General features: G+C 62.7%; 23 protein-coding genes. 10 read left to right on the forward strand and 13 right to left on the reverse strand.

What is annotated here, in order from left to right; translation table 11 throughout:
* Positions 1-17: 17 nt before the first annotated feature.
* Entirely contained in the window at positions 18-1826 is a 1809-nt protein-coding gene (locus SC318_RS10770) for a monovalent cation:proton antiporter-2 (CPA2) family protein (protein ID WP_320430766.1), read from the reverse strand.
* 267 nt (positions 1827-2093) lie between these two features.
* On the opposite strand from SC318_RS10770, the gene SC318_RS10775 reads away from it, so the two are divergent.
* Entirely contained in the window at positions 2094-3650 is a 1557-nt protein-coding gene (locus SC318_RS10775) for a DUF726 domain-containing protein (protein ID WP_320430767.1), read from the forward strand.
* 36 nt (positions 3651-3686) lie between these two features.
* Positions 3687-5006, forward strand: coding sequence for an Nramp family divalent metal transporter (locus tag SC318_RS10780; protein ID WP_320430768.1), 1320 nt, complete (start codon positions 3687-3689; stop codon positions 5004-5006).
* 1 nt (position 5007) lies between these two features.
* On the opposite strand, the gene SC318_RS10785 is transcribed toward SC318_RS10780, so the two are convergent.
* Positions 5008-5940, reverse strand: coding sequence for a LysR family transcriptional regulator (locus tag SC318_RS10785; protein WP_320430769.1), 933 nt, complete (start codon positions 5938-5940; stop codon positions 5008-5010).
* Positions 5941-6055: 115 nt separating this feature from the next.
* Here SC318_RS10785 and SC318_RS10790 point away from each other — a divergent pair, with 115 nt between their 5' ends.
* The 3 genes from SC318_RS10790 (at position 6056) to SC318_RS10800 (ending at position 7270) form a co-directional block, all read left to right on the forward strand.
* Positions 6056-6544 carry a DMT family transporter gene (locus SC318_RS10790; RefSeq protein WP_320430770.1) on the forward strand — a complete coding sequence of 163 codons (489 nt, stop codon included), beginning with the start codon at positions 6056-6058 and terminating at the stop codon, positions 6542-6544.
* A gap of 4 nt (positions 6545-6548) precedes the next feature.
* Positions 6549-7004, forward strand: a complete 456-nt coding sequence (locus SC318_RS10795) for a DMT family transporter (protein WP_320430771.1) — start codon at positions 6549-6551, stop codon at positions 7002-7004.
* A gap of 89 nt (positions 7005-7093) precedes the next feature.
* Entirely contained in the window at positions 7094-7270 is a 177-nt protein-coding gene (locus tag SC318_RS10800) for a metallothionein (RefSeq protein WP_320430772.1), read from the forward strand.
* Between the two features lie 505 nt (positions 7271-7775).
* Here SC318_RS10800 and SC318_RS10805 read toward each other — a convergent pair.
* The 3 genes from SC318_RS10805 to SC318_RS10815 form a co-directional block, all read right to left on the reverse strand.
* Complete coding sequence (locus SC318_RS10805) at positions 7776-8804, reverse strand: purine-nucleoside phosphorylase (protein WP_320430773.1); 1029 nt, start codon at positions 8802-8804, stop codon at positions 7776-7778.
* Between the two features lie 14 nt (positions 8805-8818).
* Positions 8819-9769 carry a nucleoside-specific channel-forming protein Tsx gene (locus SC318_RS10810; protein ID WP_320430774.1) on the reverse strand — a complete coding sequence of 317 codons (951 nt, stop codon included), beginning with the start codon at positions 9767-9769 and terminating at the stop codon, positions 8819-8821.
* Positions 9770-9923: 154 nt separating this feature from the next.
* The gene (locus SC318_RS10815; protein ID WP_320430775.1) at positions 9924-10847 is read right to left on the reverse strand and encodes a helix-turn-helix domain-containing protein; all 924 of its coding nucleotides are present in this window, start codon (positions 10845-10847) and stop codon (positions 9924-9926) included.
* Positions 10848-11056: 209 nt separating this feature from the next.
* Between SC318_RS10815 and SC318_RS10820 the strand changes: the two genes are divergently transcribed.
* Positions 11057-12379: an ABC transporter substrate-binding protein gene (locus tag SC318_RS10820; RefSeq protein ID WP_320430776.1), complete on the forward strand. Its 1323-nt coding sequence runs from the start codon at positions 11057-11059 to the stop codon at positions 12377-12379.
* Between the two features lie 17 nt (positions 12380-12396).
* Positions 12397-13170 (forward strand): L-iditol 2-dehydrogenase, encoded by a 774-nt coding sequence (locus tag SC318_RS10825; protein ID WP_320430777.1) that lies wholly within the window; start codon positions 12397-12399, stop codon positions 13168-13170.
* A gap of 103 nt (positions 13171-13273) precedes the next feature.
* On the opposite strand, the gene SC318_RS10830 is transcribed toward SC318_RS10825, so the two are convergent.
* A complete protein-coding gene (locus SC318_RS10830; protein ID WP_320430778.1) occupies positions 13274-13966 on the reverse strand; it encodes an NUDIX hydrolase in 693 nt (230 codons plus the stop codon).
* Between the two features lie 144 nt (positions 13967-14110).
* On the opposite strand from SC318_RS10830, the gene SC318_RS10835 reads away from it, so the two are divergent.
* Genes SC318_RS10835 through nadE form a run of 3 tightly spaced genes read left to right on the forward strand, consistent with a single transcriptional unit; the run spans position 14111 to position 16804 of the window.
* Positions 14111-14758 carry a nicotinamidase gene (locus tag SC318_RS10835; RefSeq protein WP_320430779.1) on the forward strand — a complete coding sequence of 216 codons (648 nt, stop codon included), beginning with the start codon at positions 14111-14113 and terminating at the stop codon, positions 14756-14758.
* Between the two features lie 11 nt (positions 14759-14769).
* Positions 14770-15987, forward strand: coding sequence for a nicotinate phosphoribosyltransferase (gene pncB / locus SC318_RS10840; RefSeq protein ID WP_320430780.1), 1218 nt, complete (start codon positions 14770-14772; stop codon positions 15985-15987).
* A gap of 1 nt (position 15988) precedes the next feature.
* Positions 15989-16804, forward strand: coding sequence for an NAD(+) synthase (nadE, locus tag SC318_RS10845; protein WP_320430781.1), 816 nt, complete (start codon positions 15989-15991; stop codon positions 16802-16804).
* Here the strand turns inward: nadE and SC318_RS10850 are convergent, their stop codons facing one another.
* From SC318_RS10850 to SC318_RS10880, 7 genes are read right to left on the reverse strand one after another with little or no spacing between them, the layout of a single operon-like run.
* Positions 16805-17836 (reverse strand): ABC transporter substrate-binding protein, encoded by a 1032-nt coding sequence (locus SC318_RS10850; RefSeq protein WP_320430782.1) that lies wholly within the window; start codon positions 17834-17836, stop codon positions 16805-16807.
* A 13-nt stretch (positions 17837-17849) separates the two neighbouring features.
* Positions 17850-18929, reverse strand: a complete 1080-nt coding sequence (locus SC318_RS10855; RefSeq protein ID WP_320431216.1) for an NAD(P)/FAD-dependent oxidoreductase — start codon at positions 18927-18929, stop codon at positions 17850-17852.
* Positions 18930-18943: 14 nt separating this feature from the next.
* Positions 18944-20287, reverse strand: a complete 1344-nt coding sequence (locus tag SC318_RS10860; RefSeq protein ID WP_320430783.1) for an FAD/NAD(P)-dependent oxidoreductase — start codon at positions 20285-20287, stop codon at positions 18944-18946.
* A complete protein-coding gene (locus tag SC318_RS10865) occupies positions 20284-20574 on the reverse strand; it encodes a (2Fe-2S)-binding protein (RefSeq protein WP_320430784.1) in 291 nt (96 codons plus the stop codon). Before SC318_RS10865 ends, SC318_RS10860 begins: the two co-directional genes overlap by 4 nt.
* Complete coding sequence (locus SC318_RS10870; protein ID WP_306492660.1) at positions 20574-21368, reverse strand: ABC transporter permease; 795 nt, start codon at positions 21366-21368, stop codon at positions 20574-20576. The genes SC318_RS10865 and SC318_RS10870 overlap by 1 nt, the downstream gene beginning before the upstream one ends.
* Before the next feature lie 4 nt (positions 21369-21372).
* On the reverse strand, positions 21373-22218 hold the full coding sequence (locus tag SC318_RS10875; RefSeq protein ID WP_306492661.1) for an ABC transporter permease: 846 nt from the start codon (positions 22216-22218) through the stop codon (positions 21373-21375).
* Positions 22215-23243, reverse strand: coding sequence for an ABC transporter ATP-binding protein (locus tag SC318_RS10880; protein WP_320430785.1), 1029 nt, complete (start codon positions 23241-23243; stop codon positions 22215-22217). The genes SC318_RS10875 and SC318_RS10880 overlap by 4 nt, the downstream gene beginning before the upstream one ends.
* Between the last annotated feature and the right edge of the window lie 184 nt (positions 23244-23427).

The raw sequence follows: 23427 nt of genomic DNA on the forward strand, positions 1-23427 counted from the left end.
ATCGTTCATCTGCAACCTCACACCTTGTCGGACTCTTCCTGAAGCCGATCCATCTCAAACAACCGCGCCAGTTCCGTACGGGCTTCCTGGGCGCTCTGCATAAGTTTGGCCGCATCGTCGTATACCGCGTGCTGCGCGGCGAGGACTTGCTGGTCGTGGGTTTTGAAGCGGTCGATGCGCGCGTCGGCCTGGGCCTGGCTCAAACCGAGACCGACCAGGGTGCGACGGCTCATTTCCAGGCTGGAGTAAAAGGTTTCCCGCACCGGTGAGGCGTCCAGGTCCACCAGGCGGTGTACGTGCTGGCGGTTACGCGCGCGGGCGATGATCTTCATGTGCGGGTAGAGGTTGCGCACCAGCTCGGCGGTCTTGATGTTGATTTCCGGATCATCCATGGCGATCACGAAGAATTCCGCCTGGTCGACCTTAGCCGCATGCAGGATTTCCGGGCGTTGCGGGTCACCGTAGAACACGGGCATGCCGCCAAAGCTGCGGGTCAGTTCGATGGTTTCTACCGAGGTATCAAGGGCGATGAACGAGATGTTCTGCGCGCGCAGGATTCGCGCGACGATCTGGCCCATCCGGCCCATGCCGGCAATCACCACCCGCGGTGCGTCGCTTTCGATGGTGCGGTATTCCTCGGGCACTTCCACCGGCTTGGCCTTGGACCTGAACAGCTTCGGGCACACCAACAGCAGCAGCGGAGTCACGGCCATGGACAGGGTGATGGTCAGCACCAGCACATCGTAAAGGTGCGGTTCGAACAGGCCCTGGTCGCGGCCGATCTTGAACACCACGAAGGCAAATTCACCGCCCGCCGCCAGCACCACGCCCAGACGCAGGGCGCTTTCACGGTTGAGCTCACCGGCCATGCGGCCCACGGCGTACAGCAGCGGCAATTTCAATCCGATCAGCAGCAAGGTCAGCCCGATCACCACCAGCGGTGCGCTGAGCAGCAGGCTGAGGTTGGCGCCCATGCCCACGCTCATGAAAAACAGCCCCAGCAGCAGGCCCTTGAACGGTTCGATCTGGGATTCCAGTTCGTGGCGGTATTCGGAGTCCGCCAGCAGCAGCCCGGCAAGGAAGGCGCCGAGGGCCATGGACACGCCCACCAGCTCCATCAGCCAGGCGGTGCCGATCACCACCAGCAGCGCGGTGGCCGTGGACACTTCGCGCAGGCCGGTCTTGGCGACGATACGAAACACCGGGCGCAACAGATAGCGCCCACCGATGATCACCACGGCGATGCTGCCGAGGATCTGCAGCACGTGCTGTACGCCCTGGGCTTCGGTGGTGGGATGATCGCTGCCGGCCAGCAGCGGCACCATGGCGATCAACGGGATCGCCGCGATGTCCTGGAACAGCAGGATCGCAAAGGCCAGGCGCCCATGGGGCTGGTTAAGTTCCTTGCGCTCGGCCAGGCTTTGCAAGCCAAACGCGGTGGAGGAGAGCGCCAGGCCCAGGCCCAGCACAATCGCGCTGTTCCATGACTGGCCAAACAGCCACAGCGCCACCGCGCCCATCACCAGCCCGGTGAGCAGCACCTGGGCCAGGCCGACACCGAATACCGCCTTGCGCATCACCCATAACCGCTTGGGCGAAAGCTCAAGGCCAATGATGAACAGCAACAGCACCACGCCCAATTCAGAAAACTGCGCCACGCTTTGCGGGTTGCGCACCAGGCCCAACACCGAGGGGCCGATGATCACGCCGGCGAACAGATAGCCCAGCACCGCGCCCAGTTGCAGGCGCTTGGCCAACGGCACGGTGAGCACGGCGGCGAAGAGGAACACCACGGCTACTTGTAACAGGTTGCCTTCATGGGGCATTGAGAACTCCATTGTTTGCTTGGATCAGATGCTGATGCTTTCAGGGCGAGGCGGGTGTGGCCTCGGTCCCTGGGAAAGGGCGCTATTAGAGCGCGTTTTCACATTTTGAAACTTGTATTTCTGATGCAACGTTTCCCGATGGCCAGGTAAAAATCGACAACTTCGCTCGCTGAAGAACCCTTGTAGGGCGATGCACAGTGTTTTCATCTCGGCTTGATTGGCTCTTTGTTACCATGGCCGTCCCTTGTCACCCGGAGTCACCGGCCCATGCAGCACCAGTGGGATGAAATGCACCGCACCCGCAAGCCTACGTTCGTTCTGTGTGGCGAGCCTCAGGGGGACGTGCTCAATCTCTACGTTCACGGTTATTCGGCGTTTTTCAGCCAACAGCAACTGGCGGGCTTCAAGCAGCAACTGGCCGGCATCGAAGGCTCGACCAACCTGATGTTGTTCTGGCCGGCGGGGCATTTCCTGGAAAACCTCTTCGCACCGTTCAAGGAAGTGATCGCCTCGATGCTCGGCGGGGGCGGCCTGGGCGCGGCGACGGTGGGCGTGGGCAAGGCGATTGCCTACTTTCTTGACCATTACAAAAGTGTCGAGGCGCGGGTCGATGAAGTGGCCAGGACTTTGTTGCCTGAGCTGGCAAGCTACCTGCACGCCGAATCACTCCAGGTGCGTCAAATCAATCTGATCGGTCACTCCCTTGGCGCCCGGATTCTGGTCAAGAGTCTGCTGGCCAGCCCTGAAGTCGCTGCTGAACTGCCGTTGAACAATGCGCTGCTGATGGGCGGGGCGATCTGTACGTCGAGCCCTTGGGAAGCGGTGTCGGCACCGCTCAAAGGGCGGCTGATCAATTGCCACTCAAGCAAGGACTGGGCGCTGGCGATGAAGCCGGACACCGAGCGTTGTATCGGCCGCTATCCCATCGCGGTGACGCCGGCACTCAAGGCCAAGGTGTCCAACGTGCATCTGGCCAGCTTCGATCACGCCGCCTACTGGCCGCAGCTGAAAACCGTGGTGCAGTACACCGACCTGCTGCAGGAGCGCCGTGGTCTGATCCGCGCCGACCTGCGCAACAGTGAAACGCGTTTTGCCGAAGAAGACGCGGATCTGCTTCCCATGCTGATGCAGGCGCGGCCGGATGAACTGAAGTTTCTCGCCGAATTGATGGCACAAAAGCGCAGTGCCTCCATTGATGCCGGTGTGCGCGATCCGCTCAAGCTTGCCATCGATTTGCAGCGCATGGGCGGCGACAGTTTCATGAACCTGGCCCGTGGCCACGGCGTGGCCTATCGCCAGATCGCCGAAGCGGTGGCGCAACGCCTGGGCATCAAGTTCGACGCTGCAATCGCCAGCGTGGCCCTGGCGGACATCGAAGGGCAGGTCGCGGAAAAACTCATCGAGCAGTACCAGGACAAACTCAGCGGGGCCGACCGACAGGCGTTCGACGCCGAACTCAAGGCCGCCATGCAAAAAGAGCAAGGCTTGTTCGCCCGTCTCGACCTTGGTCGTTCGGCCACCACCGCCTTGAGCGGCACGGCACTGGCGGGGCTCACCGGCTTCATGCTGCGGCGCGGCGCCGCCACGGCGATTCCGGTGGTAGGCCAGGCATTGGCGGCGGCGATGTTGCTGGTCAGCGGCGTACGGGCGTTTTCCGGCCCGGCGTATTCGATCACCACCCTGGCGGTGCTGGTGGTCGGTGTGATTCGCCAGCGCCTGGAACGTGAGGCGCTGAACCAGGAACTGGACCTGGTGGTGCAAGTGGTCGAGGCGTTTGATCTGCCCCGGGAGACGGTGATGCGCACGGTCGCGTCCGACTGCTAAGCTGGTGTCCTGACTTGTGTTTGCTTGGAATCGCGCGTGAAATTCAGCCTGCCGAAAATTGCTACCGCCCCGTTCTGCCCGCCGGAAGTGGCCGGCTCCGTTGCCGTCGACCCCAAGGCATCGTTTTTCAAACGTGTGTTGATGTTCGCCGGCCCCGGCCTGCTGATTTCCATCGGTTACATGGACCCCGGCAACTGGGCAACCGCCATCGAGGCCGGTTCGCGCTATGGCTACAGCCTGTTATTCGTGGTGTTGCTGGCCAGTCTGGCGGGGATGGCGGTGCAGTGCCTGTGCTCGCGGCTGGGGATCGCCACCGGTAAAGACCTGGCGCAACTGTGCCGCGAGCGCTACAGCAAGCGCTCCGCGCGTACCCAATGGGTGTTGGCGGAAATTTCCATCATCGCCACCGACCTTGCCGAAGTGCTCGGCTGCGCCCTGGCGTTTCACCTGCTGCTGGGTGTATCGCTGACCACCGGTATCGTCATCACTGCCTTCGACACCTTGTTGATCCTGGCCCTGCAGAACCGAGGCTTCCGCCGCCTGGAAGCAATCATGCTGGCGCTGGTCGCGACCATCGGCGTGTGTTTCTTTATCGAACTGGTGCTGATCAAACCCTACTGGCCGGACGTGTTCAGTGGCTTCACCCCATCCCTGTCGGCCATCAGCGACGCCGCGCCGCTGTACCTGGCCATCGGCATCCTCGGTGCGACCGTGATGCCGCATAACCTCTACCTGCACAGCTCGATTGTGCAGACCCGCCTGATCGGCAAGGACCTGGCCAGCAAACAGGACGCGGTCAAGCTTGCGCGCATCGACACCATTGGCTCCCTGGCCCTGGCCCTGTTGGTCAACGCGGCGATCCTGGTGCTGGCCGCCGCAGCGTTCCACAAGACCGGCCATACCGATGTGGTGGAGATCCAGGACGCCTATCACCTGCTCGACCCGCTGGTGGGTGGCGCGTTTGCCAGCATCCTGTTCGGCATCGCCTTGCTGGCCTCGGGCCAGAGTTCGACCTTTACCGGCACGATCGCCGGGCAGGTGATCATGGAGGGTTACCTCAACCTGCGCATACCCTGCTGGCAGCGGCGCCTGATTACCCGTGGGCTGGCGCTGATCCCGGCGTTTCTCGGGGTGTGGCTGATGGGCGACGACGCCATCGGCAAGCTGCTGATTCTCAGCCAGGTGGTCCTGAGCCTGCAGTTGCCCTTCGCGCTATATCCGTTGATCCGTATGACCGGCGACAAGCAACTGATGGGGCCCTTCGTTAACCGACTGCCGACGCGGGTGCTGGCGTGGTTTCTGTTTGCGGTGATCAGTGGGGCGAATGCGTGGTTGATCGGGCAGTGGCTGTTCTGACTCATCGATCCCAATAGGGCACCGTCCCGAAACACTCAACAAAATAATCAATCACGGTGCGCACCTTCAGCGACAGCCTGCGGCTACCCGGCCACAACGCGGCGATCTGCTGGGGTTCCAGGGTGGTCGCCACTTCGTACTCGCTGAGCACCGCTTGCAAGGTGCCGGCGCGCAGGCCTTCGCCAATCAGCCAGGACGGAAACACCACCAGCCCCAGGCCCTGTTCGGCGGCGTGGGTCAGAGTGTCGGCGTGGTTGCCGGTGATCGGGCCCTTGACGCTGTAGGCGCTCCAGTCGCCCTGGTCGCGGCGGAAGAACCAGCGTTCCTGGCCTTTGATGCCCTTGTAGGCCAGGCATTGGTGGTTGATCAGCTCGTCGGGGTGGCGCGGCGTGCCGTGCTGCGCCAGGTAAGCGGGGCTGGCGGCGAGGCGGAAGCGTTGTGGCGCGAAGATCCGCGCCTGCATGCTGGAATCATTGAGCACGCCAATGCGAAACAGCAGGTCGGTGCCGTCCTGCAGCGGGTCGACGAAGGTATCGGTTTGCTGGATATCCAGTTGAAGTTTCGGATAGCGCCGGCACAGCTCCCCCAGCCACGGCGCCAGGTGACGCTGGCCGAATACCATCGGTGCGTTGATGCGTACCAGGCCGCTGGGTTCGCTGTCCTGTTCCTGCAGCGCTTGGCTGGCGGTTTCCAGTTGCTCCAGCATCAAGCGCGCGTGGCGCCCGAGCAGGCGTCCGGCTTCGGTGGGGCTCACAGCGCGGGTATGGCGGTACAGCAACTGCTGGCCGAGGGCCTGCTCCATCAGCTGGATCTGCCGGGAAATGGACGACGGCGCGAGGCCTTCGCGGCGCGCCACCTCGGAAAAACTGCCATGGTCCAGCACCGCGACGAACAGGCGCAGCGCCTTGAAACTCAGCTCATTGAAACCCTGCATCCTGGCTCCTGGTTGTGCGTTTTGCGCAAAGGTGTTGTCGGCATGCTGCCATTTATCGCAAAGCCAGGCCACTGGATAATGCGCGCCATGTTTCTTCTTCAAGCGCAGGTGATGTATGCAGGCACGTTCTATTGAGGGTACGGCGCAGGCCAGGCCGAAGCGCAACATTCTTCGGCTGCTGTTGCTGCCGCTGGTGATCCTGGCAGGCATGGGGCTGTCGGTCGAAGCCGGTCTGCTTGGGCCGTTGGGCGTGCAGGTCGGGCATTTATGGGCGACCTTGAGCATCTTCGGCGTTGGCTCGGCGATCCTGTTTCTGCTGTTGCTGTTCAGCGGCCCGCAAAAGGGCCCGGCCTTCACGCAACTGCCGCGCTGGCAGCTGATCGGCGGCTTCCTGGGGCCGATGTACGTGGTGGTGCTGACCCTGGCCACGCCCCATATCGGTGTGGCGATGACGATGATTGCGATCCTGTCCGGGCAGGTGGGCAAAAGTGTGCTGATCGACCATTTCGGCTGGTTCGGCACGGCGCGCAAGCGCGTCAATGTGGAGCGCTGGATAGCCCTGGCGTTGATTGTGGCGGCACTTGTTCTGATTGCACGAGGGTAAGGCGATGAATCTGATTCTGTTGTTGGTGTTGGTGGTCGCCGCAGGTGCGGTATTGAGCGTTCAGGCAGCCATCAACGGTCGCCTGGGTCAGACCGTCGGGGTGTTGCGCAGCAGCTTGCTGACCTTTGCGGTGGGCGCGCTCACCACTGCGCTGCTGATCTTTTTCTTCGAGCCCGCCCAGGCGGTGAGTTTGCTGGAGGTGCCGAAGTGGCAGCTGACCGGCGCCTTGTTCGGCGTGGTGTACATGATGGTGATGGTTGGCGCGGTGCCGGTGGTCGGTACGGCAGTCGCCACGGTGGCGGTGATCGTGGGGCAGTTGGGCATGGGCATGCTGATCGACAACTTCGGCTGGCTGGGCAACCCGGCGATCGAACTGTCCGGCAGCCGCATCGTGGCGATGCTGTGCCTGGCCCTGGCGCTGGTGTTCATGTACCGCAGCAATACGCGCCAGGCTGACTGATGACGCTGAACCTTGGCGCCGCGCCGGCAGTCACTGCTTAAGGTGTGGCGTTCGCTGCGCCTTGACGACCACGAAGAAGGAGTCTGACCATGCCGGATCCAACCTGTGCTTGCCCACACTGCAAATGCGTACTGGGCGTCGACGCGGTCATGAAGGAGGGTAAGGGCTATTGCTGTCAGGGTTGCGCCGAACATCACGCGCACGGTGAGCCCTGCGCTGCGGCAAACGACCGCGAATGCGCCAAGTCGGCTGCCAACGCCAGCTAAACCATCCAATGTGGGAGGGGGCTTGCCCCCGATGGCGGAGTGTCAGTCACTGCATCTGTGCCTGAAACACCGCCATCGGGGCATAGGTATCTACACAACTTTGTAGCAGCCTACGGTAACCACGATGCGAAGCGAGCCGCTCTTGATCTTGCTCTTGATCTTAGGCGCCCCGTTAAACCACGCTGGCCGGAATTCGACAGTGATTTGGAGGGTAAACCGGCAGGGATGCCGGTTTAGCCGCCCCGCGCAATGGATGGCGCGTGGCGGCGGCCCTCCAAATCAATGTCGGATTACGGGCACACCGAGCGTGAGCGAGGTGCCGAGTGGTGGGGCAGGAGCCCTTTTGGTTACTTTTGGGGCTCTTTTCCAAAAGTAACCCGCCGTAAGGGCGGAACCCTAAGCCGCCGTTACCGCAGCAACGGATATGTACTCGCTCTGATCCAACATCATTGTCGACTGTCAGGCCGCCATCGGGGGCAAGCCCCCTCCCACATGTTGATAGGCGTCAGGCCTCGGGAACGCCTTTTTCCCAGGCTGACCAGTTGTTCAGAATCGCCTGCACCAGCGGATTTCCCGCACGGTACAAGTTCTCCAGCGCCGGCACGAAGCCGCCCTGATCAGCGTACTTGAGCAGGTTGTCCACTTCACTGTAGCCCGGGTACGGGCGATCAAAGTCCGAACCTGCCCGCACTACCGCCAGGCGTTGAATATCCACCAGGCCTTCGTGACTGGCGCGCAGCAGCGCTTCGTAGGTGGAGTTGTCTTCCTGCTGGGTGGTGCAGTATTCGCCTTTGTTGTCGGTGAGCAGTTTGGTCCATACCTCGGCGCGCTCGCTCAGGCGCGTGCCGGAGAACCAGGTGTTGCCCGCCAGGGTGTCGCAGCGGGTGACCTGGGGCGGCTGGTTGGCCGGCGCGGCGGGGTAGTGCTTGCGCCAGGCGGCGGATTCCTTGCTTTCCGTCAGCTCCACCTTGTGCGACAGGGCAAACGCCTTGGCTTGCAGCTTGGGGTTGAGCTCGAACACTTCGGTCTTGTAGTCCAGCGGCGGTTTTTCGTTGGGCCCCTTGGTGTTGATGCCGATATAGCCCGTCGGCCAATCCTTGGGCGCGTCGCGTGAATCCAGCTCCCACTGTGTGCCGAATTCCACCAGGTAATGCGCCCAGGCGGCAGTGCCGATGGTGCCGTATTTTGGACTGATACCGGCAATCCCGGCGATCAGGAAATAGCTCTGGCGCAAGTCGAACTTGGGCGACAGGGCCAGCGCCAGGGTCGAGGCGGCGGCGTTGGTCTGGCCCATGCCGGTTACCAGCAGGCACACGTCCTGGGTGTTGCAGCGAATCGCCGGGTATTCGGCGGACAGGCCCGGCACGCGCACCTGCTGGGTGAGTTGCAGGCGATCGATCCAGGTTTGCGCCTCGGGGGCGAACATGGTGATGAGCATTACCTTGGGTTTGATCGGCGCGGCGTTGTCTGCCAGCACCACGTGGGGCAGCAGGGCCAGGCCAATGGCCATTGAAAGACGGGTAAGGGTATTCATCTGCAGCTCCTTGATCAGAATTGGTAGCCCACGCCGGCGTAGTAACCCCAGCCATCGGAGCGGGCGCGGAAGTTGCCTTCGCCGAAATTCAACTCGCTGCCATCTTCCCAGTTGCCGCCGTTGTGGAAGTAACGGCCGACCAAGGTAAAGCGCAGGTGGGTGAACGAGTACAGCAACACGTTGGTCGCCACCAGGGAATTGGCGGTGCGCGCCGGGTTGTCCTTGTGCAGGTCCGAGCCGAAATCATAGTTGGTGAAGCCGATGTAGGTCAGCGAGGCACCGTTGTCGAACTTGCCGATGGGCACGATGTATTTCATCTGCGCGCGGTAGCCGTCCCATGAATACTCGTTACTGGCGCCGTAGTTTTCCCACTGGTAGCGCCCGTAGAAGTTGGCCGACAGGTTGACCCGCGAGTGGGTGTCGATGTCGGTGCCAAGGCCGCTGTACAGGGTGTTGGCGCGGTTCGCCTTGTTGCTGCCGTGGTCGTAGATCCAGTCGAACGCCACATACCATTCCTTGAACGGTCCGATCGCCAGGCTGCGGCCGGCGAGGTAGTCGATGGAAATACGTGGCTCATGCTCCATGAACACCGGCGAGCCGTGGTCCCACGCGCCTTTGTCGTTGCTGTTACCGATGCCGAGGATCTTTGGCACATCAATGTAGCCGTACAGCTCGAACGGACCCTTGCGACCGAAATACTCGTATTCCAGGTACACGTCATCCTGGGGCTTGGGGCCGAAGCTGATGTCCTTGCTGCCGATCAGCGTCAGGTCCTGGTTGAACCACTGCGACAGGTAAGCGCCTTTTTTCGCCGGCGGGCTCGCCTCGGGGCTGAGGGTTTCGCCCTGTGCTGAGTCATCGGCGGGTTTGTCCTGCGCCAAAATGGGTGCACTGAGTACTCCCGTAACGGCGGCCAGTAGCAAGGAAACACCAAAGCAAGCGCGAGGCGTTGAGGTGGGGTGCATTGAAAATCCCTATTCGTACGCGGTTTGACCCGATTTCTTCGGGTGGAGTGAACCTGGCTGCCAAGTTCGTTCCGCAAACGTTTGCACAGGCTGTACCAACTTTGCTCAATCGCCTGAAAGGGCTGCAAAAAAGCCTGATTAGTCGGCCTGTTGGTCAGAAATGACTGGGTGTCATTTTTTCGAGGTGATTGCCGGTCTCGCGCCGGTACTCGCTCGGCGTCTGGTTCATCTCGATACGAAAGTGGCGGTTGAAGTTGGACAGGTTGGCGTAGCCGACTTCGAAGCAGATATCTGCCACCGACCTATCGCTTTGCAGCAACAGCCGGCAGGCACGCTGCACGCGGAATTTGCGCATCAGCTCGATAAACCCATGGCCGGTATTGCGTTTGAAGAAGCGCGAGAAACCCGGTTCGCTCATGTCCAGTTGCCGGGCGATGTCTGACAGGCGCACGTCGCCGCTCAGTTCACGCATCAAATAATCGAAGGCCTTGTTGATACGTTCGGCGCTGCGCGGGTCCAGGGTCGGCGCGTAGCGCGGGCTGGCCAGCACCTTGAGCTGTCGGGGCGGGGCGTTCTTGAGGGTGTCGAGCAATTGCAGAAACAGGATCAGGCGTTGCAGGCCCTGGGCACTGCCAATGGCTTGCATCAAGTGCGCCGCTCGAATGGCGGTTTCGCCGGTGAACTCAAGGCCGCGTCGTGCCTGTTCGAACAGCGGCTGCAGGTCGCCGAGTTCCGGCAGGGATTCGCGCAGGGCGAGGAGGGCGGTGCCGTCAAATTGCAGCACCACGTCGCGACCGCTCAGGCACTCGCCGGGCGCCAGGTCGCCAATCCAGTCGTGGGGCAGGTCGGGGCCGATCAAGGCGACATGCCCGGCACTGAACGCACCGATATAGTCGCCCGCCACCAGCTTGCCGCTGCCGTGGCGAATCAGGTGGATTTCAAACTCAGGGTGATGGTTCCAGCGCGCAAGCTCCACCGGGTAGTCGTGTTCGAACCAGCGAAAGCAGTGCTCCGGTTCGGGCAGGATGACTTCACGTTCGGCCGGCCGATGCTCGAACAGGATGGCGCGGATGGGCATGCTGCTGCCTCTTGTGCGTTGGATAAGCGCCAAAATACCCGCCTCGGCAGGTGCGGCGCTACCCCTGGCGACGCCCGACGCTGATACTTTTTTGCGCCTGGCACAGCGGTTAAAAAAGTATCGGTGGAGCATCCGTCAGGGGTTTGTGAGACGCCGGCCCAAGCTGCTGTAATCGGCGCTCAACAACAAGAAAAACGGTGGAAACCGCCATGCCCTCAATCCGCAAAGCCGCACTTGCCCCTGCGCTGCTGCTGTCCGGCCTCGCCGTGACCCAGCCCAGCCAGGCCGCCGACACCGTGACCATCGCCACGGTCAATAACAGCGACATGATCCGCATGCAGCGCCTGTCCAAGGTGTTCGAAGCGCAGCATCCGGACATCCGCCTCAACTGGGTGGTGCTCGAAGAAAACGTGCTGCGCCAGCGCCTAACCACCGATATCGCCACCCAGGGTGGGCAGTTCGACGTGCTGACCATCGGCACCTACGAAACCCCGCTGTGGGGCGCCAAGCACTGGCTGGAGCCGCTGACCGAACTGCCGGCCGACTACGATGCCGGGGATATCTTCCCCGCGGTGCGCCAGGGCCTGTCGGTCAACGGCACGCTCTACGCCTTGCCGTTCTACGGCGAAAGCACCGTGACCTATTACCGCACCGACCTGTTCAAGCAAGCCGGCCTGAGCATGCCCGCGCAGCCCACCTGGACCCAGCTCGGCGAGTTCGCGGCCAAGCTGACCGTCAAGGACAAGGACCAGTATGGTCTGTGCCTGCGCGGCAAGGCCGGTTGGGGCGAGAACATTGCGTTGCTGAGCACCATGGCCAATGCCTTCGGCGCGCGCTGGTTCGATGAGCAGTGGAAGCCCGAACTGACCAGCCCCGAGTGGACGGCCGCGGCCAATTTCTACGTCAACAGCCTCAAGCAATACGGCCCGCCGGGCGTGTCAAGCAACGGCTTCAACGAAACCCTGGCACTGTTCAACAGCGGCAAGTGTGCGATCTGGGTCGATGCCAGCGTCGCTGGCTCCTTCACCACCGACACCCGCCAGAGCAAAGTCGCTGACCGCGTGGGCTTCGCCGCAGCGCCCACGGAGGTCACCGACAAGGGCTCTTCCTGGCTCTACGCCTGGTCGCTGGCCATCCCGGCCACCTCCAGGCACAAGGACGCGGCCAAAGCCTTTATCAGCTGGGCGACATCCAAAGACTACATCCAACTGGTCGCGGATAAAGAGGGCATCACCAACGTACCGCCTGGCACGCGGCAATCGACCTACAGCGAGGCATACCTGAACGCGGCGCCGTTTGCCCAAGTCACCCTGCAGATGATGAAGCACGCCGACCCGGCCCATCCCTCGGCCAAACCGGTGCCGTACGTGGGCATCCAGTACGTGACGATTCCCGAGTTCCAGGCCATCGGCACCTCTGTCGGCAAGCTGTTTTCGGCGGCGCTCACCGGCGGCATGTCGGTGGACCAGGCGTTGCAGCAGGCGCAGTCCACCACTGAGCGCGAGATGAAGCGTGCCGGTTATCCCAAGTAATGCCACAGGACACCTCGATGAAACGACTTGAAGGAAAGAGCGCGCTGATCACCGGATCGGCGCGCGGGATCGGCCGTGCGTTCGCCCAGGCCTATATCCAGGAAGGCGCCACCGTCGCCATCGCCGATATCAACCTGCAGCGCGCCCAGCAGACGGCCGCCGAACTGGGCCCCCAGGCGTATGCGATAGCGATGGACGTCACCGATCAGGCCTCGATTGACGCGGCAATGGCCGCCGTGGTCGCCCATGCCGGCAAGTTGGATATCCTGGTCAATAACGCTGCATTGTTCGACTTGGCGCCCATCGTCGACATCACCCGCGACAGCTATGAACGGCTATTTTCGATCAACGTCGCCGGTACGCTGTTCACTTTGCAGGCCGCCGCGCGGCAGATGATTGAGCAGGGCCATGGCGGCAAGATCATCAACATGGCCAGCCAGGCCGGACGACGCGGCGAGGCGCTGGTGGCGGTGTATTGCGCGACCAAGGCGGCGGTGATCAGCCTGACGCAATCGGCGGGGCTGAATCTGATCAAGCAGGGCATCAACGTCAATGCCATCGCTCCGGGTGTGGTGGACGGTGAACACTGGGATGGGGTGGATGCGCTGTTTGCCCGGCACGAAGGCCTGGCGCCGGGCGAGAAGAAGAAGCGGGTAGGGGATGAGGTGCCTTATGGGCGGATGGGCACGGCGCAGGACCTGACCGGCATGGCGATCTTCCTGGCTTCAAAAGAGGCGGATTATGTGGTTGCACAGACCTATAACGTCGATGGCGGCAACTGGATGAGCTAGTGAGCTTGCTCCCATGGCGAGCTGACAGGCGAAGTGGGCTGTCAGGCCGCCATCGGGGGCATCAGGTGGATAGGCGTCGGCTTCCTTGGATCAGGACGCCCGGTCACTCGGCAAAACTGCGGTCGAAGAAGTAAATTTCTCCTGGCTTCAACAGCTCCAGCGTCGCCTGTGGCCTGCCGCCTTCACCCTGCTTCTTGCGCCCCGTCTCACGTAGGTATCCCGCCTCCGTCAGCTTCAGCAATCGCTGGCGAATACTGGTCTTGAGCACCGGCCGCGCCAGCACCAGGGAAAAAATGGTGGTCGCTTGCGGCGCACTGAATTCCTTGCCCAGAAACATCAGCGGCAAGCTGCTGTACAGCGACTTGGACAGCAGCCGTTCCTGCACCGCCGCGACGATCAGGTTGTGATCGAAGGGCAACTTGATACTGCCGTCCGCCACTGCGTTCAGTGAAAACCAGGCCTGATGCTCAGCCAGTGTCACCTCATCCGCCACAATTGCCAGGTAGTGAGTGGACGACGACCAGCAGCGCGGGTCACGGAACGCATCCCCCACCGTGCCAACCTGCTCGCTCCAGGCCAGGTCCAGGCCGACTTTGTCACTGGTGCGCAGCCGTTCCACGGCATCCTTGAGGCTCAAGTCCGGTACATCCCCGTTCACCACCACGCCCGGCAGCGCCCAATGCCCGGCGAAGGGCTCGGCCTCGCGTTTGTTCAACAACAGTTTGAGTTCGCCCGAGGCGCGGCAATAAAACAGTACGCACAGGTCGACGGTGTGGAGGTAGGCACTAGGTGGCATGTGAAGTCCTTCTGAACGGCTATCGGCACAGTCTAGCGAAACGAGCGGCGATGTCATGTACTTTCCTGGGCGCAATTTTCTAAAAGTCTATTGCAATAAAAGTACATGACGTGTACTTTTGTTTCAGGCCACCGGAGAATCACTATGACCCTCACGAAAACTGCCATCGCTTCCTTCGATGTCGATGCCCAGAAAAGTTTCACGCCGCTGTGCCCCGACGAGTTGCCCGTAGCCGGCGGTGATCTGATCGGTGCCGAGCTCAATTACATGGCCAGCCTTGCCGGGCATCGCATCGGCAGCAAGGACGCCCACACCCCGCACGCGCCCTGGGTGGTCGCGCAGCACAGCCAGATGCTGCAACCCACCGGCCTGGCCCACGCCGATGTCACTTGGGTCAGCCACTGCGTACCCGGTACCGAGGGCTTCGCCTTGCTGGATGAGCTGCCCACCCCGTACGACTACGACTACTTCATCTGGAAGGGTGTCGAACCCGACCTGCACCCCTACGGCGCCTGTTACCACGACCTGCACGACAAGTTGTCGACGGGCGTCATCGAATACCTCAAGGCCCACGGTATCGTTCGCGTCATCGTCGGTGGCCTGGCCCTGGACTACTGCGTCAAGACCACCGCCTTGCAACTGCTCAACGCTGGGTTGCAGGTGGTGCTGCACCTGCCGGCGTGTCGAGCGATCACCGAGGAGGGCGCTGTTCAGGCCGTCAATGAGTTGCTCAAGGCCGGTGCTGTCATCAGCAGTACCCGCGAAGAACTGGCCGTGATGGCCCTGCGTTAAGGAGATGCCCCATGGAAAGCGCCTATAACGACGAATCCCCGGTAATCCAGGGCTTGCTCGACACCGACTACTACACCTTCACCATGATGCAGGCGGTGCTGCACCAGCATCCCAACGTGGACGTGGAGTACAACTTCATCGTCCGCTCCAGGGAAAAACTCGGCCACCTGATCCCTGCGCTGCGAACCGAGCTGGAAAAACTTGCCGACCTGCAGATGCGTGAAGGTGAGCTGCGCTTCCTGTTCAACCCGCGTTTTCGCGAATACCTCACGCCGGATTACGAGCGTTTTCTCGGCCTGTTTCGCTTCGACCTGCGCTATATCCACGTGAGTGAAGTGGACGGTCAACTGAACATCCGCGTGATCGGCCCGATGCTGCACTGCATCATGTTCGAACAACCGATATTGGCGCTGGTCAGTGAACTGCGCAATCGCGAAAAATACCCCGACGTGACCCTTGAAGACGTCACCCGCAAGCTCTATCAGAAGTTCGATTGGCTGGAGAAAAACCTCAGCCGCGAAGAACTCGCCGACCTGCGCGTATCCGACTTCTCCACCCGCCGGCGCCTGTCATTCAAGGCACAGCGCGAAGTGGTAGACATCATGCGCCGCGACTTTCCCGGCCAATTCCTCGGTACCAGCAACGCGCATCTGGCCTACGAATTCGACTTGCCACTCATCGGCACCATGGCCCACCAATGGCTGATGGTGCACCAGCAACTGGGCCGTCTGCGCGAAAGCCAGAATGCCGCTCTGGAAAACTGGGTGCGTGAGTACCGTGGCCGCCTGGGGGTCGCCCTGACCGACTGCATCAGCACCGACTTTTTCCTAAAGGATTTCGACCTGTACTTCGCCAAGCTCTACGACGGCCTGCGCCAGGACTCCGGTGACCCTATCGCCTGGGCCGACAAAGTCCTGACCAGATATAAGGAACTCGGCATTGACCCCATGACCAAAGACCTTATGTTCTCCGATGGTCTGAATTTCGAAAAATGCCTGCCGATCCTGCGCCACATTCGTGGCAAGGCCCGGTTCGGCTTCGGCATGGGCACCAGCCTGGCCTGCGATGTGGACGGTGTCGAGCCGCTGAGCATTGTGATGAAGCTGGTACGGGTACACGGTGAGCCGGTGGTGAAATTCTCCGATGACCCGGTCAAGAACGTCTGCGAAGACCCGTCGTTTTTGCAGTACGCGGCACAGGTATTCAACGTTGGTAGCGTGGAGGAATGACATGCACACTCAAGAACGGATCGCCCATGAGCTGAACGTCGACCGCTCGCTGGTCAAAGGCCGCGAGACCCAGGAAATTCAACGGCGCATCGATTTCATCAAGGCCACCTTGCGCAATTCAGGCTGCAAGGCCCTGGTGCTGGGTATCAGCGGCGGCGTCGACTCCCTGGTGGCCGGGCGGCTGTGCCAGTTGGCGGTGGAGCAACTGCGCGATGACGATTATCCCGCGCGTTTCATTGCCATGCGCCTGCCCTACAAGAGCCAGGCGGATGAGCATGATGCGAGCGCCTCCCTGGACTTTATCCAGCCCGACCAGACCGAAACCCTGAACATCGCCGCCGGTGTCGATGGGCTGATGTCCAGCCTGGCCGTGTCGGATGTCAGTGCCGAACGCGTGGATTTCATCAAAGGCAACGTCAAGGCGCGGGCTCGGATGATCGCCCAGTACGCGGTGGCCAATTTGCATAACGGCCTGGTGGTGGGCACCGATCAGGGCGCCGAGGCCTTGATGGGGTTTTTCACCAAATTCGGTGATGGCGCCTGCGACCTCGCACCGCTGTCCGGCTTGACCAAGACCCAGGTGCGCCTGCTGGGCGCGGGCCTCGGCGCGCCGGCCAGGCTGGTTGGCAAACTGCCCACCGCCGACCTGGAAGAATTGGCACCGGGCAAGGCTGACGAGCTGGCCTACGGCTGCACTTATGCAGAGATCGACGCCTACCTGATGGGCGAGCCGGTCAGTGAGCGGGTGAGGACGATCGTCGAGGAGGCGTACCGCAAGACAGCGCACAAACGCGCGCTGCCTTTTGTGCCCGCTTGATCAACGCTCGATCGACCGACTCCAGCGCGCGTTCCACTCCGGCCGCGCTTGGTTGACCTGGTCCCAGTCAATCGAAATCGCCGTCTGCAGATAACCTTGCATCGCTTCCACACGGGCGCGGGTTTTATCGGTGGTCGGCGTGGTCGGGTTCGACGGGATCTGGTCGCCTTCCTCCAACGCCGGCGCCTGGGCCTCGGCGGTCAGCAGGAACGCGGCGAGTTTCTGTGCCAGTTCCGGCCGGTCATTGCGCGCGATCACGCACTCGGCCACGTTCAGCACCACCGCGCCTTCCTTGGGCTGGGCATATTCCATGGGCACGCCGAGCAGTTTCTGGGTCGCTACCTGAGTCGGGGTGAGAGGGAAAATCGCGGCCTCGTCGGTCTGTACCATCTCGGAAATCTTCGCCGAGCTGGCGATGTATTCCAGCACATTGGGGCCGACGGTTTTTGGCCAGGCCTTGAAGCCCGGTTCCACGTTGGTCTCGTCGCCGCCCTGGATGCGGTTGAACATCAGGAAGCCATGCAGGCCGAAGGTGGAGGAGGCCAGCGACTGGAACACCACTTTGTCCTTGAAGCGCGGGTCGGCCAGGTCCATCCATGAGGTCGGCGCCGCCCAGCCTTGTTCCTTGAACATCTTGGCGTTGTAGCCAAGGCCTGTGACGCCGAGCGTTACGGCCACGGCCTGGTCCTTGATTTTCGCCTTGGCCGGGATCTGCTCCAGAGGCGGGCTGGGCGCGAGTGTGTCGCACAGGCCCATGGAAATGGCGCGGTACATGATGCCGTCGTCGAGGAACATCACGTGCATCTGCGGGTTGTCTTTGTTGGCCTGGACCTTGGCGAGAATGTCTGACGAGGTGCCCGGCACGATGACCACCTTGACGTTGTTGGCCTTTTCGAAGGCGGGCAGCACTTTATCGGCGTAGACCCGTTCCATGGTGCCGCCGTTCATGCCCAGGTACAGCGTGGGCGCGGCATGGGCACTGGTGGCGAGCAGGGCGAGGGATAAGCAGGACAGCGCACTACGTGGGTTCATGGGGTTTTTCCTCTCAGGCTTGGAAACGACGGATGGAAAACGCTTCAATGGGCTGGCGGCTGACGCCTGTGCAGACGATCTCTGCCAGGGCTTCACCCACCGCAGGCCCGAGCTGGAACCCGGCACCGGCAAAACCGAAACCGTGGAGCAGGCCAGGCTGGGTGCTGCTGGGGCCGATCACCGGTTCGTGATCGGGTAGATAACCTTCGGTGCCGCTCCAGGTACGGATGGCCTGGGCGCCTTGCAGGAACGGGTACAGCTCACCGGCGTTGCGCAGAATCTCCAGCACCGCCGCCTGGCCGGGCCTGGCCTTCTGAGGCCCAAGGGCGAAGCCGCGACCACCGCCGAGGATGCAGTTGCCGCGTGCCACTTGCCGCGCATAGATTCCGCCGCCTTCGACGCCGGTGCTCACGTCCATCACTAGGGGCAACGGCTCGGTCACCAGCATCGCCGGGTGGGCCGAGACCATCGGCACCGGCTCGCCAAATTGCGCCGCGACACTGCCGGCCCACGCGCCGGCGCAGTTGAGCAGCCAGGGCGCCTGCAGCTGCAGGCCGTTGGCGCAATGCACCTGGAACCGCCGGCCGTCATGTTCGATCCGGCTCACCGGTGCCTGTTCATACACCGCTGCGCCACAGCGCTGCGCCGCGCGGGCGAAGGCCGGCGATACCAGGCGTGGATTGGCGTGGCCGTCCTCGGGGCAGAACGAAGCGCCCACGGCGATATCGCCCACCCACGCAAATCGCTGGCGCAATTGGGTGTAATCGAGCAATTGCAGGTTCAGGCCAAAGCCACGGGTGTGCGCGGCATAGGCTTGCAACGCGGCGAAGTCATCATGACTGCGCGCCAGTTTCAGATGCCCGGAGCGCACGTATTCGCCGTCGATGCCGATCAAGCTCGGCAGGTCAGACCACAATTGATGGGCGCGCTGTGACAGCGGCAACTGATGCAAGGGCCGCCCTTGGCGCCGCACTCCGCCGTAATTGACGCCGCTGGAATGCGAGCCACAGAAGTCCCGCTCCACCAGCGCCACCCGCTGACCCTGGCGCGCCAGCATCAAGGCCGCCGACGCGCCGACGATGCCGCCGCCCATCACAATCACGTCGATCACGGCTGCACCTGCACGCCAAACGGCAGCGGCTTGATCGGCGCCTGGCCACGCAGGCGCCCGACCTGTTCGATGCTCCGCCCGCTGCGCTCGGCGACAATCTCCGCCGCCGCCAGCCCGCACATGCGCCCCTGGCAGCGGCCCATGCCAACGCGGCAATGGGCTTTGACCCGGTTAATCTCCCAATGGCCTTCGTCCACCACCGCGCGCACCTCGCCGACACTGACTTCTTCGCAGCGGCACAGGGTCAACTCATCCGGCGCCTGGGCGGCCCACTGTGCAGGGAAGGGGAACGCGGTTTCCAGGCCCTGGCGAAAGCGCTGAATGTTCGCCAGTTGCTGTTCCAGCCGGGTGATGCGACGTTGATCGACTACCCTGCCGATGTCTTCCAGTACGGCCAGCGCTGCGCGCTCACCGGCCCATTGCGCCGCGTCGGCGCCCATGATGCCGGCCCCATCGCCCGCCAGATAAACCTGCGCGACGCTGCTGCGCCCGGCGCTGTCGCGCTGCGGCAGCCAGGCACGGTTGAGATCGTTCCAGGCAAACTCGCAACCGAGCAGGTCGGCCAGTTGCGTCTCACTGCGCAGCGCATGGGCGAAGGCCACTGCGTCGCACGCGAGGGTGTGTTCGCCCCAGCGAATACCGCTGACCCGCTGTGTGCCGTCAATCTGCCGCAGCATTGCGCCCTGATGCACGGCAACCCCGTGGGCTGTCAGCCAGGCGCGGTAGTACAGGCCCTTGGCCAGGGTCAACGGCTGCCCGAGCAGTGCCGGCAATGCGCGGCATTGGGCGCTGAACGGCGCGCTGTCGAGCACCGCCACGACCTTGGCGCCGGCCTTGGCATATTGGTAGGCGACCAGATACAGCAATGGCCCCGAACCACAGAACGCGACACGCTCACCGATCGCGCAGCCCTGGTATTTCAGCGCAATCTGCGCGGCCCCCAGGCTGTAGACGCCGGGCAAGGTCCAGCCTGGCACCGGCAGGATACGGTCGGTGGCGCCGGTGGCAACGATGACCCGTGAGTACTCGACGCTCTCGGCGCGGCCATCGGTGAGTGTGTCCAGGCGTGCATCTTCGGCATTCCACACCAGGGTATCGGGGCGGTAATCGATCACCGCTGCCAGTTCGTCCAAGGTGCGATGCACGGCTTGCGCCTTGCCCGCTTCAAAGCCGTAAAGCTGCTTGGCCGAGCGTTGAAAATTCACTGGTTGACGCCGGTAGATCTGCCCGCCGCCGCGCAGACTTTCGTCGATCAGGCAAGGCGTGATGCCGTGTTCGAGCAGCGTTCGCGCCGCCGTGATGCCTGCCGGGCCCGCGCCCACGATCACAATAGGTTTCATGCGCGGCGCCCCGGTTCACGGCTGATCGCCTGGCCTTCTTCCAGCAGCGTCGAACAGGCGCGCACCCGTCGCCCGTCTTCAAGGCGCACCCAGCAGTCCTGACAGGCGCCCATCAGGCAGAAGCCGGCACGGCGCTCAGCGCTGAAATCGCTGCCACGCAGGTGCTCGGCGCAGGTCAGAATGGCCGTCAGCAGGGTGTCGCCGAGCAGGCCCTGCGCCGGTTGGCCATCCAGGGTGAACGCCAGGGCAGGGCGCCGCGTTTCAGCCAGTCGCTTGAACAGTGCCATCAGTGTTTCCCCACCAGCACGCGATCCAGGCCGTAAACCCGGTCGAGCAGAATCATGGTCGCCGCGGTCAGCGCGATCACCAGCGCCGAGACCGCCGCCATCATCGGGTCGATGGATTCGGTGGCGTACACGTACATGCGCACCGGCAGGGTTTGGGTCGCCGGCGAGCTGACGAAAATCGACAGGGTCACTTCATCGAAACTGTTGATAAACGCCAGCAGCCAGCCACCGGCCACGCCCGGCAGAATCATCGGCAGCGTGATCTGACGAAACAGCGTGAAGCGGCTGGCGCCGAGGGATTCGGCGGCCTGCTCGGCGCTGCGATCAATCCCGATGGCGGCCGCCAGCACCAGGCGCAGCACGTAAGGCGTGATGATCACCACGTGCGCGAGCATCAGCCAGGTGAAGCTGCCATTCACCCCCATCAGCGCAAACAGGCGCAACAGAGCGACGCCCAGCACCAGGTGCGGAATGATGATCGGCGACAGGAACAACGCACTGAAAAAATTACGCCCAGGGAATGCATAACGGCTGATCGCCAACGCCGCCGGCACCGCGATCAGCGTGGCCAGCGTCGCGGCGGTGAAGGCCAGGACCAGGCTGTTATAGAACGCCTGGATAAAGTCGGCGCGCTCGAACACCGCGCGAAACCAGCGCAGGGAGAAGCCCGACGTCGGTAGGCTCAGGGTGTTCTCCGGGGTGAAGGCCACCAGGCACACCACCACCAGCGGCGCCATCATGAACACCACCACCAGGGCGTGGAAGCCGAGGGCCAACGGACCGTTTCTGGACATGCGCTTAAACCCCCAGGGACTTTTTGTAGCGACCTTCGAGCATGCGGTTCCAGCTCAGCATGATCAGCAGATTGACCAACAGCAGCACCACGGCGATGGTCGCGCCCATGGGCCAGTTGAGTTCCGAGAGGTATTGGTCGTACACCACCGTGGCGACCATTTTCAGACGGCGTCCGCCGAGCAGGCCGGGGATCGCAAACGAGCTGGCGGCCAGGCCGAACACGATCAGGGTGCCGGACAGCACGCCGGGCATCACCTGGGGCAAGACGATCTTGCGCATCACCGTGGCCTGGCTGGCCCCAAGCGACAACGCGGCCTGTTCAGCCGAGGGGTCGAGCTTCTGCAAGGACGTCCATACCGGGATGATCATGAACGGCAGCATCACATGCACCAGCGCGATGATCACCGCAAAGGGCGTATACAGCAGCTTCACCGGGCGACCACCGAGCCATTGAATGGTCTGGTTGACCAGCCCGTCGGCGCCCAGCAACAGGCTCCAGCCAAAAGCGCGCACCACCACCGAAATCAGCAACGGCGTGAGGATCAGAATCAGAAAGATCGAGCGCCACGGCGTGCCCATGCGGCTGAGGATATAGGCCTCCGGCACGCCGATCACCACGCACAGCAGGGTCACCAGCGCGCTGATCCAGAAGGTGCGCCAGAAGATCTCGTAGAAGTAACTGTCGCTGAACAACGACAGGTAATGGGCCAGGGTCCACTCGTCGGCCTTCACGCCCACCTGGTAGTCGAATACGTTGAACGACAGCACCAGGGTAAGGCCCAGCGGCAGGATCAGCAGCCCGGCAAACAGCACCAGGGCCGGCAGCGAGAGTAAGTAGCCGCGACTCATGGGCGCACCTCGTCCGCCGCCAATACGCGCAGCAGGTCCGCTTGCCAATCCAGGCCCACTGGCGCGCCGTTGCCCAGCGGTGCGCTGCCGTCGTTGCTGCGCACCACGGTGAGTTCGCCGAGGTCGGTATGCACGCGGTACAGCCACTGGCTGCCGAAGAAGTAGCGGTCCAGCACCTTGCCCTGCAGGCGGCCGGCGCCTGCGCCCAGCAACTGGATTTTCTCCGGGCGCAGGCTCAGGGTCAGCTCGCCATCGCCGCCAGCCTGGCGCACTTGCGGGATGCCCAGGGCATCGTAGTCGCCGGCGAGCAGGTTGGCCTTGCCGACAAAGTCCGAGATAAACCGTGTGCGCGGGTGCTCGTAGAGCGTGTAGGGCGCATCGATCTGGGTCACGCGCCCGGCCTGCATCACCACCACGCGGTCGCTGATTGACAGCGCCTCGGCCTGGTCGTGGGTGACCATCAAGGTGGTGATGCCCACCGCGCATTGGATGCGGCGGATTTCAAACTGCATTTCTTCGCGCAGGTTGGCGTCGAGGTTGGACAACGGCTCATCGAGCAGCAGTACCGGCGGCTCGATCACCAGCGCCCGTGCCAGGGCCACGCGCTGGCGCTGGCCACCGGACAGCTCCCGAGGGTAGCGCTCGGCATGTGGGGCCAGGCGCACCAGCTCCAGTACGGTTTTGACTCTGGCGGCGATCTCGCTGGCGGGTACCTTGCGCATCTTCAGGCCGAAGGCGACGTTGTCGCGCACCGTCATGTGCGGAAACAGCGCGTAGCTCTGGAACACCACGCCCAGGCCTCGGCTGGCGGGCTTGGCATGGGTGATGTCGCGACCGTCGAGCAGGATCTGCCCGCCGCTCACGTCAACGAAACCGGCGATCATCTGCAAGGTCGTGGTCTTGCCGCAACCCGAAGGGCCGAGCAGGGAAACGAACTCGCCTTGTTCTACCGCAAGGTCGGTGGCGACCACCGCATCGACGGCGCCATAGCGTTTGCTCAAGGCACGGAGTTGGAGAAATGCCATGTCTGCGTTCCACCTTATTGAGTCGCGTCTAAACGCGCTTTTTTGTTTTGGGCAGATGCGAAAGAACTGTTTCGGGTGCGCTGGCGCTCGATCTCAAGTCGGCTGCCGGTTGTTGTTCATTTCGCCCCTGTGGACGCAGATTAGGACGAAGACTAGAGTGGGCGGAAGATGGTATTTCACTGAA

This window comes from Pseudomonas sp. MUP55 (assembly GCF_034043515.1).
GTDB lineage: Bacteria > Pseudomonadota > Gammaproteobacteria > Pseudomonadales > Pseudomonadaceae > Aquipseudomonas.

Coding starts and splice junctions, on each gene's coding strand:
- SC318_RS10795 (WP_320430771.1), top strand. CDS start 6,549: ATGAATCTGATTCTGTTGTTGGTGTTGGTGGTCGCCGCAGGTGCGGTA.
- SC318_RS10825 (WP_320430777.1), top strand. CDS start 12,397: ATGAAACGACTTGAAGGAAAGAGCGCGCTGATCACCGGATCGGCGCGC.
- SC318_RS10820 (WP_320430776.1), top strand. CDS start 11,057: ATGCCCTCAATCCGCAAAGCCGCACTTGCCCCTGCGCTGCTGCTGTCC.
- SC318_RS10855 (WP_320431216.1), bottom strand. CDS start 18,929: ATGGGCGGCGGCATCGTCGGCGCGTCGGCGGCCTTGATGCTGGCGCGC.
- SC318_RS10860 (WP_320430783.1), bottom strand. CDS start 20,287: ATGAAACCTATTGTGATCGTGGGCGCGGGCCCGGCAGGCATCACGGCG.
- pncB (WP_320430780.1), top strand. CDS start 14,770: ATGGAAAGCGCCTATAACGACGAATCCCCGGTAATCCAGGGCTTGCTC.
- SC318_RS10875 (WP_306492661.1), bottom strand. CDS start 22,218: ATGAGTCGCGGCTACTTACTCTCGCTGCCGGCCCTGGTGCTGTTTGCC.
- SC318_RS10835 (WP_320430779.1), top strand. CDS start 14,111: ATGACCCTCACGAAAACTGCCATCGCTTCCTTCGATGTCGATGCCCAG.
- SC318_RS10830 (WP_320430778.1), bottom strand. CDS start 13,966: ATGCCACCTAGTGCCTACCTCCACACCGTCGACCTGTGCGTACTGTTT.
- SC318_RS10810 (WP_320430774.1), bottom strand. CDS start 9,769: ATGCACCCCACCTCAACGCCTCGCGCTTGCTTTGGTGTTTCCTTGCTA.
- SC318_RS10815 (WP_320430775.1), bottom strand. CDS start 10,847: ATGCCCATCCGCGCCATCCTGTTCGAGCATCGGCCGGCCGAACGTGAA.
- SC318_RS10775 (WP_320430767.1), top strand. CDS start 2,094: ATGCAGCACCAGTGGGATGAAATGCACCGCACCCGCAAGCCTACGTTC.
- SC318_RS10865 (WP_320430784.1), bottom strand. CDS start 20,574: ATGGCACTGTTCAAGCGACTGGCTGAAACGCGGCGCCCTGCCCTGGCG.
- SC318_RS10785 (WP_320430769.1), bottom strand. CDS start 5,940: ATGCAGGGTTTCAATGAGCTGAGTTTCAAGGCGCTGCGCCTGTTCGTC.
- SC318_RS10870 (WP_306492660.1), bottom strand. CDS start 21,368: ATGTCCAGAAACGGTCCGTTGGCCCTCGGCTTCCACGCCCTGGTGGTG.
- nadE (WP_320430781.1), top strand. CDS start 15,989: ATGCACACTCAAGAACGGATCGCCCATGAGCTGAACGTCGACCGCTCG.
- SC318_RS10805 (WP_320430773.1), bottom strand. CDS start 8,804: ATGAATACCCTTACCCGTCTTTCAATGGCCATTGGCCTGGCCCTGCTG.
- SC318_RS10800 (WP_320430772.1), top strand. CDS start 7,094: ATGCCGGATCCAACCTGTGCTTGCCCACACTGCAAATGCGTACTGGGC.
- SC318_RS10880 (WP_320430785.1), bottom strand. CDS start 23,243: ATGGCATTTCTCCAACTCCGTGCCTTGAGCAAACGCTATGGCGCCGTC.
- SC318_RS10850 (WP_320430782.1), bottom strand. CDS start 17,836: ATGAACCCACGTAGTGCGCTGTCCTGCTTATCCCTCGCCCTGCTCGCC.
- SC318_RS10790 (WP_320430770.1), top strand. CDS start 6,056: ATGCAGGCACGTTCTATTGAGGGTACGGCGCAGGCCAGGCCGAAGCGC.
- SC318_RS10770 (WP_320430766.1), bottom strand. CDS start 1,826: ATGCCCCATGAAGGCAACCTGTTACAAGTAGCCGTGGTGTTCCTCTTC.